At 72.4% G+C, this 10387-nt stretch carries 6 protein-coding genes; 1 reads left to right on the plus strand and 5 read right to left on the minus strand.

The features are described from left to right. Positions 1-18 precede the first annotated feature (18 nt). The 3 genes from ABZY45_RS13170 to ABZY45_RS13180 form a co-directional block, all read right to left on the minus strand. On the minus strand, positions 19-1968 hold the full coding sequence (locus tag ABZY45_RS13170) for a carbamoyltransferase C-terminal domain-containing protein (protein WP_356739277.1): 1950 nt from the start codon (positions 1966-1968) through the stop codon (positions 19-21). Positions 1969-2039: 71 nt separating this feature from the next. Continuing rightward, positions 2040-3158, minus strand: a complete 1119-nt coding sequence (locus ABZY45_RS13175; RefSeq protein WP_356739279.1) for an acyl-CoA dehydrogenase family protein — start codon at positions 3156-3158, stop codon at positions 2040-2042. Beyond that, entirely contained in the window at positions 3155-7606 is a 4452-nt protein-coding gene (locus ABZY45_RS13180; RefSeq protein WP_356739281.1) for an amino acid adenylation domain-containing protein, read from the minus strand. The genes ABZY45_RS13175 and ABZY45_RS13180 overlap by 4 nt, the downstream gene beginning before the upstream one ends. A gap of 185 nt (positions 7607-7791) precedes the next feature. On the opposite strand from ABZY45_RS13180, the gene ABZY45_RS13185 reads away from it, so the two are divergent. Then, entirely contained in the window at positions 7792-8283 is a 492-nt protein-coding gene (locus ABZY45_RS13185; protein WP_356739687.1) for a GNAT family N-acetyltransferase, read from the plus strand. A gap of 2 nt (positions 8284-8285) precedes the next feature. Here ABZY45_RS13185 and ABZY45_RS13190 read toward each other — a convergent pair whose 3' ends face one another. Then, positions 8286-8858, minus strand: coding sequence for a GNAT family N-acetyltransferase (locus tag ABZY45_RS13190; protein ID WP_356739283.1), 573 nt, complete (start codon positions 8856-8858; stop codon positions 8286-8288). A 282-nt stretch (positions 8859-9140) separates the two neighbouring features. After that, positions 9141-10148, minus strand: coding sequence for a LuxR C-terminal-related transcriptional regulator (locus ABZY45_RS13195; protein WP_356739285.1), 1008 nt, complete (start codon positions 10146-10148; stop codon positions 9141-9143). Between the last annotated feature and the right edge of the window lie 239 nt (positions 10149-10387).

Consider the following 10387-nt stretch of genomic DNA (forward strand, 5'->3'; position numbering starts at 1 on the left):
TCCTCCCGAAGACGGCGTTCAGGCACGGGTGATGCGGAGGCCGGCCAGGTACAGCACGTCGAGTTCGGTTTTCAGGAAGAGGTCCAACGCCTCCTCGGGCCGCTCGACGATCGGCTCCCCGGGGCCGTTGAGGGAGGTGTTCATCACCACGGGCACGCCTGTCCGGCGGTGGAAGGCGGAGATCGCCGCGTGGTAGCCGCCGGCCGAGGCGTCCACGGTCTGGATCCGCGCGGTGCCGTCCACATGGGTCACGGCGGGAATCCCCGTCTGCCGGACCGTCGCGTTGAACAACATGTACGGCGAGGGCAGCGGTACGTCCCCGAACCAGTCCGCCGCGTGCTCGGCGAGCACGGCAGGTGCGAACGGGCGCCAGTTCTCGCGGCTCTTGACACGGTTCACCCGCGGCCAGTTCTCCGCGTCACGGGGATCGGCCAGGATCGATCGGTGGCCGAGCGCCCGCGGACCCGCCTCGCTGCCACCCTCGAACCAGGCCACGACGCGGTTGGCGACGAGGTCGTCCGCCACACGTTCCGCCAACTCGTCGGCGGTGCCGAGGCTCTCGACCGTGATCCGGTCGCCCGCCGCGGCGACCGCTGCCGCGATGTCGCCCGCCGAGGGCGCCGTGCCGAGGTACGGCGAGGGGAAGCGGCCCTCGTCGGCCGCGTCGGGGACCGGGTGGTCGAGGATCGAGTGGTACACGGCGAGCGCCGCGCCGATCGCGATGCCGCCGTCGTCACAGGCCGGCTCGACGAAGACGCGCCGGAACGGTCCGTCCTTCGCGATCTGGCTGTTCGAGGGGCAGTTGAGCGCCGTGCCGCCGGACATGCAGAGCGCGGGCACCGTCAGGCCGGCCGCGCCCAGTGAGGCGTGCAGCGTACGCACCGCCTCCATCCGCACCTCCTCGAAGAGCTTCTGGGTGCTGGCCGCGATGTCGGCGTTCACCGGGGCGGTGGCCTGCTCCGGGTCGCCGTACGGAGCGAGGTCGTACCCCATGCGCTCCGCCTCCCGGCGGCAGTGCCGCAGCCAGGCGGTGGTGACGTCCATCGGGAATCGCTCCCGCAGGTCGGCGTGGTTGCCCAGGAAGCGGGAGGAGTAGAAGCGGGGGCGGCCGTAGGCGGCCAGACCCATCAGCTTTCCGGCCGGGCCGACCAGTCCCAGCCCCAGTGCCGCGCCGACCCTGTCGTACAGGCCGCCCAGGCCGAGGTGGTGCGGGGCGAGCGGATACAGCGCCTGCTCCCGGCCCAGATAGAACATGCCGCTGTGGTAGCTCTCGCCCTCCGCGTAGCCGTCGTGGGTGAACACCGCGGCCTCCCTGAAGCCGGAGGCGTAGTACACGCTTCCCGCGTGGGCGAGGTGGTGGTGGACCGCGTACCCGGGGACCGTGATCCCGTCGATGGACACCCGTACCGGCAGGTGGAAGCCGTACCGGTGACGTTCCTCGGGCGCCAGGGACGTGGCCGCGAGCTCGGTGAGACCACGGGTACCCGACCACTCCGGCACGGTGACGTAGTCGTCCACCCAGGGCGTGACCGGCACGTCCGCCCGGTCGTGCGAGGCGTGCTCGGGGTACAGGCGCGCGTAGGAGCGGCCCAGCCACGTCGCCGACAGACCGGGGTCGTAGAGGAAGTCGAGCAGGGTTCCCCCGCCCCGCCGTCCGGCCGCGCCGGGCTCCTCCTCCAGCAGCGTGCACGGCCGGCCGAACGTGTCGCTCTGCTCGTAGGTGACGGACAGCGCCGTCGGGTCGTCGACGATCAGCTCCACCCCCTGGGTTGAGCAGACCGCGACCGCGTCGAGGTCATCGGCGCGGACCCCGGCGTCGTGGAGCGCGCGGCGCACGGTGGCCACGTCGAGGGTGGCCGCGTGCTTGACCCGCGTGTGCCGCTCACGCAGCACGTAGGAGACGACGGCCCCGTCACGAAGGACGGAGACGGCCGCGTCGTGGCCGAAGTGAAGACCTAGGACGATCATCGAATCTCCAAGTGCTGCGCCCCGAAGGGCGCGTCGGTCGGTCTGCGAGGTGGGGTTGCCCGGGGAAGCGGTCACATCAAGATCAGTCCGCCGCCGCCGAGCCAGGTGTCGAGGGGCTCCCGCGCCGAGATCTCGGACGGCGGGTGGAAGGCGAGGCCCCGGCTCGCGGCCAGGGTGTCGACACCCTCCGCACTCGTCACGAACGGCATACCGCCCGCGAGTTCCAGGGCCCGGTCGGTGGCTTCCGCGATGACCCGCTGGGCGGTGTAGCGGACGAGCAGGGCCCGGCCGAGCAGATCGTCGTCACACCGCTGCTCGTCCACGTCCCGGGCCACCGCCTCCAGGGCGGCGCACACCGTCTCCAGCGGGGCCAGAGCGGCCAGCCGGTCGCCGGGGGTGCCGCGCTTCGCGGTGTACAGCCGCTCCACCTGGCCGGTGGCGATGCCCAGGTAGGACGCGGTGACGAGCAGCTGGAACCAGAGCAGATTGGAGGTGAAGCGGCCGGGCGAGAGTGCCGGGTCGCCGACCGGGATGATCATCGAGTCCGGTACGTACACCCCGTCGAGAACCACCGCGTCGGTCTGGGTGGCGCGCAGCACACGGTTGCGCCAGAACGGCTCACGCGTGATCCCGGGCCCGTCCGCCGGGATCACCACCACCAGCAGCCGGCCCTCCTGGCCGGTACCGGCCGGTGCGGTCGCCGTCATGGAGAGCAGCCCCATGGAGCGGGTCAGGGAGCACGGGCGTTTCGTGCCCGACACCGTCAGCCCCCCGTCGGCGGCGGTGACCCGGATGCCGGGCGTGAACAGGCTCCGGCCCACCTGTCCCTCGGCGCCGCAGGACGCGACGAGATGGCGCTTCCGCGCGATCTCCCGGAGCACCCCGTCGGCGTCGGCGCCGAGCGAACGGGCGAGCCAGGCGACCTTGTAGTGGTGCATGGTCGTCGCGACGGCCAGCGCCGGCGCCCGGGCGCCGATCGCCCGCTGGAGCCGTACGCCGTCGCGGCAGCCGAGCCCGGCGCCCCCCAGGTCCCGGGGGACGAACAGGTTGCCGCCGCCGGCCCGGCGGAACTCCTCGATCACGTCGCTGTCCGGGTCCTCGGCACCGGGGACCCCCAGCGCGGCGAGCCACTCGTCGAAGCCGGGCAGGTGGGCGTCGAGCAGCGTGCGCTCCACGGAAAGCGGCCTCATCCCCGTGCTCCTCTCGGGCGGTCGGCGGCAGGGGTCCTGGAGCACAGCGCGCCCATCCGCCGGGCCAGCCGGGCGGCGGCCGTTCCCCGTACCACCGAGAAGTGGTCCTCGTCGACGGTGTGCACGGGGCCGGGGTCCGCCACGACCTCGTCGAGCGGCAGCAGCCCCGGGAAGGTGTGGCGGGCGGTCCGACCGGCACGGATCAACAGCCACGGCTCCGCCGGTGCCCCGGTGGGCGCGCCGGGGTTCCAGGGGACAGGCGTATGGCGCTCGAGCATCTCCGAGTTGTTGCGGTACACGGCGAACAGCCGGGACAGCTCGGCCGGTTCGAGGGCACGCTCGATCAGACCGAGGGCGAACAGGGTGTCGTGGGCGGCGAGCAGCCGCTCCTCGTCGGACATGTCCGCACCCGTGTGAGGGAGGTGTGCGGCGAGGTCGCTCCGGCCGAGCAGATCGCCGAAGAACCCGGCCAGCCGCACCTCGACCGGGGGCGCGCAGCCGTCCGGGCGTCCGACGAAGGAGTCGATCGTGGTCAGGGAGGCCACCGACCGCCCCTCCTGCTCCAGGAGCACCGCCGTGTGCAGGGCCACGGTGCCTCCGAGGGACCAGCCCACCAGGTGCAGCGAACCGTCGGGAAGCCGCTCGACGAGCGTCTGCGCGTAATGCTTCGCCATGGCGTCTAGGCTGCCGGCAGGCTCCTCGGCGCCGTGGAGCCCGGCGGCCCGCAGCCCGTGCAGCGAGATCCGTGGGGCGAGGTCCGGGTCGGCCGTCATGGCGGACACGGCCTCCTCGTAGCACAGGACGTCTCCACCGACCGGGTGGAAGAACACCACGTGCTGCTCACCGCTGCCGCCGAAGCCGACCAGCGGTCCCGTGTCGTCGGCCCGCGTTCCGGCGTCGGCGGCGGTGAGCAGCGCCGCCTGGGCGCGTACGGTCCGGTTCTGGAAGAGCGATGCCAGCGGAAGCCGCCGGCCGAAGACCGCCTCGATTGCGCGGAACAGCCGTACGGCGGTCAGCGAGCTGCCGCCCAGCGCGAAGAAGTCGTCGGTGACGCTGTTCGCCGCCGGACCCAGAAGCTCCTGCCACAGGCCGAGCAGGCGGGCCTCGACCGGTGACCCGGGGCTCTGTCCGCGCCCGCCAGCCGCGTCCGGTGCCCCGGGTTCCCCGGTACCGCGCAGCGTGTCGAGCAGACCGAGCAGTGCTTTGCGGTCCACCTTGCCGTTGCCGCTCAGCGGAAGTTCGGGCACCTCGATGACCGCGGCCGGCACCATGTACGGGGGCAGCGTGCCGCCGAGTTCCTGCCGGAGCGCCGGCCCGTCGGGAGCGTTCCGGGCCGCGTCAACCGAGGCGTCGGGTACGTCCCGGGTGATGAACGCCGCGAGATACGGCTGGCTGTGCGCGGTGTCGACCAGCGCGACGGCGGACCGGACCCCGGCGCAGCCGGTCAGCTTGGCCTCGATCTCGCCCAGTTCGACCCGGTAGCCGTTGATCTTGACCTGGTGGTCGGCCCGTCCGAGGAACTCCAGGATCCCGCCCGGCCGGTAACGGGCGCGGTCGCCGGTCCGGTACAGCCGCTCACCGGTCGTGGGGTGCCGTAGGAACGACGCGGCCGTACGCCCGGGCTCGTCGAGGTAGCCGGTGGCCACGCCGGCGCCGCCGATGTAGAGGTCACCGGGCACCCAGGCAGGGACGTCGGCCATGTTCCGGTCCAGGACGTGCATCGTCTGGTTGGCCAGCGGAGTCCCGTACGGCACGCTCTGCCAGCCGGAGGGGACACCGGTCACGGGGTACCAGTTCGACCAGATCGAGGCCTCGGTGGCGCCCCCCATCGCGATGACCTCGGCACCGGGGCAGTACTCGGCCAGCCGGTCCAGCAGCGGCAGCGGCACCCAGTCACCGCTGAGCATGATCAGACGCAGCGGGGCGAGGAGTTCGCGGGCCCGCTCCCCGAGGTACTCCAGGGTCAGGGCGAGCAGCGCGGGGACCGAGTTCCACACGGTCACGCCGTGGCGCCGCACGCTCTCGCCCCAGGACTGCGGGTCCGGCACGGCGCTCTCCGGGGGGCACACCACGGTGCCGCCGCAGCCGAGAACGGCGAACTGGTCGAAGACCGACAGGTCGAAGGCGAGCGAGGAGACCGCGAGCACCTTGTCGGCGGACGTCAGGGCGAACCGCTCCGTGAGGTCGAGCAGGGTGTTGACGGCCGCCCGGTGGGATATGACCACCCCCTTGGGGGTGCCGGTCGACCCGGAGGTGTAGATGACGTAGGCGCGCCGGTCGAGACCGCCGCCGGCCGGCTCCACCGAGGCGCCCGGGGATCCGGACATGGGCCCGCCGGGGGAGTCGAGGACGACCGCGCCGGGGGAGGGGGCCAGGACGACCGTGGGCACGCCGTCGGGGAGCTCGCCGGGCGTTCCGAGCTCCGCCCCGGTCACCAGTGCCCGGGCGCCGCTGTGCCGCAGCACCGTACGGACCCGTGCCTCGGGCCAGCTCGGATCGATGGGTACGTACGCTCCGCCGGCGCGCAGCACCGCGAGGACGGCCACCGACTGCGACCGGCCCCGGGGCACCCGCACACCGACCAGCTCGGGCCGGTCCGGGGTCAGGCCGATGCCCAGCTCCCGCAGGCGGCCGGCGAGCGCGGCCGAGGCCGCGTCGAGCTCGGCCCGGCTCAGCGTGCCCTCGGCGTCGTGCACGGCGGGCGAGTCCGGCGCGGTGCGGCACGATCGCAGGGCGAAGGAGTGGAGCTCGCCGGTGGGCAGGGGGGTCGCGGTGGCGTTGGCCCGGCGGCGGTCGGCCAGCTGGGCGTCCGGCAGCGGGGCCGGGGCGCTCCCGCTCCACTCCTCGACGGCGCCGGCCAGCGATCGCAGCCGCTCGCCGTGGTAGGCCGCCAACTCCTCGATCAGGCCGGGCGGATAGGCGCTCTCGGCGTAGTCCAGGTTGCAGACCAGCTCTCCGCCCTCCTCGTACACCTGGTGGTCGAGGAGGATCTGCGGCGTGCTGATGGAGCTGTGCACCAACTCGGCCCCGGGCAGCGGCAGCAGGAAGCCGCCGGGGGCGCCGTCGACCAGATCGAGCCCGCTGGTGAAGACCACGGGAGCCGGGCTGTCTGTTCCCGGCCGGCGGCTCTGCAGGGAGCGGCTCACCTCCACGCCGGAGACCTCCAGCGCGGACAGGTCTGCGTAGAGGCCGCTCTGCAGCCGGCGGCACCGGTCGGCGAAGGAGAGCCCCGGCTCGTCGGGGCCGTAGCCGATGAGCACGGTGGTGCTGGCATTGCCCCAGACACGCGGGAGCTCCGGGTGGCTGCCGGGGCGGTGCGATGCCAGGACGGTGACGGCGCCGGCGGCCCCGTCGGACCACCGGTGCAAGGCCTCGACGAACAGGGTGAACAAGGCGCTTCCCGCCGGGAGTCCGGAGGCGGCGGCGTGCGCCCGGAAGCGAGCCCAGGCCAAGGCGTCGAGGCGGGTCGACAGGCGGCGCAGCGGGGCACCCGGGCGGGGCTCTTCGGGGGCGTCGGCCTCGGCAGCGGGTGCGGCCGACGGCCGGGCCGGAAGGGCGGGGGGCGCCGGGAGCAGGCCGGCCCTGCGCTCCCAGTAGCGCAGGGCGGAGTGGTGCGCACCGGTCGCGCGACGCTCCTCCAGGCCCCGTACGTAGTCACGGAAGGACAGGCTCAGCGTGTCCGGGAGGTAGGTGGGTTCGACGCAACATCGGGCCAGCTCGGTGAAGAACAACTGGGTGGTGACGCCGTCGAACGCGATCAGCCGCAGGGCGATCTGGAGCCGGGCGGTGCCGTCGGGCAGCAGGATGTGGCGAAGGAGGAAGGGGAGGCCCTCGGCGTACGGCGGCAGGTCGTCCGTGAGACGTTCGCGCAGTGCCAGGAGTTCGGCCTGTGCCTGCTCGTCAGGCAGGGCGACCAGGTCGTGCCGGTCGACCAGGGAAGGCTCCTCGCCGTTCTCCGGGACCGGCAGGATCCGCTGGGTGCCGTCGCCGGACACCGCGAGCCGCAGCGCCCCGTGAGCCCGGCGCAGCAGGGTCAGTGCCGTCTGCAGGACGTCCGCGTCCGGGAGTGATCCGGCGGCGAAGGCGTACTCGTGCACGAACACGGCGGGTGCGGGGTGGTCGTAGAAGTCCTGCTCACCTACGAGATAGGCCTGTTGCAGATCGGTCAGGGAGAAGGCGGCGCCGGCGGAGGCGGGGTCGCACGTGAAGTGCCAGGCGTCCTCGGCGGGAGAGCCCGAGGCGTCCCGGCTGTCCGGATCGGCTTCCGCCTCGCGCAGCAGCTCGATCAGATCGTCGCGGCAGGCGCGCACCGATCTGCGCAGTTCCTCGGTGAGCGCGCCGGGAGGAGCGGAGTAGCGGAGCGCCCCGTCCTCCAGGTGCAGGACGAGTCCGGCGGCGTACAGCTTGTCGCGGACAGCCGCTGCTGCGGAGAGAGGTGAGCCCGGCATATTTCGTCTCCATAAACCGTCGAGGGAACGATTGAATACTGCTGCGCCGAAGGGGTCCTGTACAGGTTCGGAGGGTGTCCGTATGCGGCCACGTCCTCTGCCGGAATGTCTGTCCTTTTCGACCCGGCCACCATGTTCGACGGCCGTGCTAGCATCCCGCCATGTCGAACATCGAATTCAATGGAATGTGGGTCCGGCATCCGGAACCCGACGACCAGGCCCGCGTGTTGCGGGTGCTCGACCGGTGGTGGGGGGAGTTCGAAGGAAGTACGGGAAGTGTTCAGCGGGCGCTTCTCCTGCCTCGCCTTTACTTTCAGCATTTCACCACGGGGAGTTTCCTCGTGGAGCGGGACGGAGAATTGGTCGGATTCCTCATCGGCTTCCTGTCTCAGACGCGAATGGACGAGAGTTACATTCATTTCGTCGGGGTCGCTCCCGAGGAGCAGCGCAGTGGGCTCGGCGCATTCCTCTACCAGCAGTTCTTCGCCTACAGCAGGGACCACGGGCGCAGCGTGGTGCGCGCGATCACCTCCGCCGCCAACGCGGGGTCGTACGCCTTCCACACGCGCATGGGATTCACCGCCGAGGCAGGCCCCGCCGAACTCGACGGGCGGCCCGTCCAGCCTGACTACGACGGGCCGGGCCTCGACCGGGTCTCCTTCGTCCGCACCCTCTGAGGTCAGCCGCGCGGATCGGTGTGGACCATGCCGAGGATCGCGGTGTCGTGGCGGACGCCTTTCACGTCCTCGTAGGCGCGCAGCACTCCTTCCGGGACGAAGCCGGCCGCTTCCATGGCCCGGCGGCCCCTGGTGTTGCCGCTGAGGCAGAGGGCCGCGATCCGCAACAGACCCATCTCGCGGAAGCCCCACCCGGTCAGGAGCACCATCGCCCGGCGGCCGACGCCCCGGCCGCGCGCGTCGGCCGCCAGCCAGATGCCGAGCTCGGCCCGCCGCTGCGGCAGGTCGATGTCGTGCAGCCCGACCCAGCCGAGCACCCGTGTGCCGTTCGCCCGGTCGGTGACGATCAGGTTCACGGTGCCGGCCGCGTCCTGGGCCGCCATCCAGCCGCGGGCGTGCTCGGCCGTGAAGGGGGAGGGGAACGGCGTCCAGCGCGCCACCTCCGGATCGTCGCCGGCCTGGGCCACAGCCGGCGCGTCCGCGGGCCGCAACGGCCGCAACCACACCACACCGTCGGTCAGTTCGGAGGGCGGGGAGGGGACGCGGGCCGATGCCGCGGCACGGTCGGGAGCCATCTGGAGTTCCTGCCTTCGACGGGGCGAGCCACTGCCTGAGAGATCGCAGCGCCCATCCAACGGAGCGGCCGGGCCGGTGTCCATGCCCGGCCGCTGGCCGGGACAGGCCAGTGCCGCGATCGGACAACCCGCCAGAGACCGGGTGCCGCGGTCGGACCACCCGTCAGGGACCGGGTGCCGCGATCGGACGACCCGCCGAGGAGCGAGTTCCGCGACCGGACCATCCGCAGGGGACCCGGTGCCGTGATCGACGCCCCGCCGGGAACCCGGTGCCGTCCCGTCTCACCGGTCCGCGGCGCCGCCCGGGGAGGTCTCGACGAGAGCCAGCGTGGCGGCCCTGACCCCTGCCTCGAACCGGCTCCGGGCGCCGATCTTCTCCAGGATCACGGTGGTCATCCGGCGCAGGGTACGGGTGGAGATCCCCAGAGCGCGGGCCACCGAGGCGTCGGTGTAACCGGCGGCCAGCATGCGCAGCACCGCCCTCTCCCGATCCGACAGATCCACCTCCTGGACGGCGCTCTCCCCCTTCGGGATGCCCCTCCCGTGCAGCCAGCAGTGTTCGAAGACCTGGCGCAGCAGCCAGCAGATCTCCTCCCCCCGTATCTCCAGCGCCGACACCTGCGAGCCTGCCGAAGGGGCGGAGACGTAGGCGAGCACCCCGTCCACGAGGATCAGCCGGAACGGCAGCGCCGGGGTCAGCCGGACCTGGCACCCGGAATCCTCCAAGGCCTCCAGGTGCGCCCTGGCACGCGGCACCTTGTTCATGGCCTCCAGGTGCAAGGAGCGCATGGTGACGCCCCGTTCGAGCGCCGCGCGGTTGCGGTCCATGCTGCCCTCCAGCACGGTCCGCGGCAGCGGCGTGCCGGGATGCATGCTCAGGATCTCCTGCTGCGCGGTCACCGAGACCCCGTTCAGCGCGGTGGCTATGCGCTCCTGGCCGGTCAGTAGCCCGACCCGGGTGTCGGTGTCGGCCTGGGCCTGGAGCCGCATCATCTTCGAGCCGAGCGCGGCGAGCGTGGAGCGCCTCTCGTGCACGGAGGCCATCCATTCCCTGGCGCCCGCCTCCTCCATCGCGAGCAGCCTTGCGACCGCGATCGCCGGCTCGACCGCCGTGGGGCGCGCCGACTTGCCGCGCGTCATGTGCAGCAGCCCTGCCTCCAGCAGCGAGTGCTGAGCCAGTTCGAGATCGATCTGGGAGAACCCGAGACTGCGCCGGGCGCCCTCCGGTGTCCAGTCGGGATCATCGAGCATGAAGCGGAACAGCTCCTGCGCCTTCCCCTGTGCGTCCATATGTCTGCGTCCCCCAACAATCCGTTTCGCGCTGCCCCTTGCATGGTAATGAGCAGCACGTCCTTGCTGGTACCGGTCCAATATCCGGGCTCGGCGCACCCCATTGGGTGGTTCTGCCAGAACGTTTCACCACATCCCGCGCGGCCCCGGGCGGGGTGTCCGGTTGGGGCCAAGTCACGGGGTGGCCAGCGCGAGCCCCTGTGACCCGGTCCCCGGCCGTGACAGTTTGAGCCGGGCCG

Origin of the sequence: Streptomyces sp. NPDC006516, from assembly GCF_040611875.1 — a bacterium.
Taxonomy (GTDB): Bacteria; Actinomycetota; Actinomycetes; order Streptomycetales; family Streptomycetaceae; genus Streptomyces.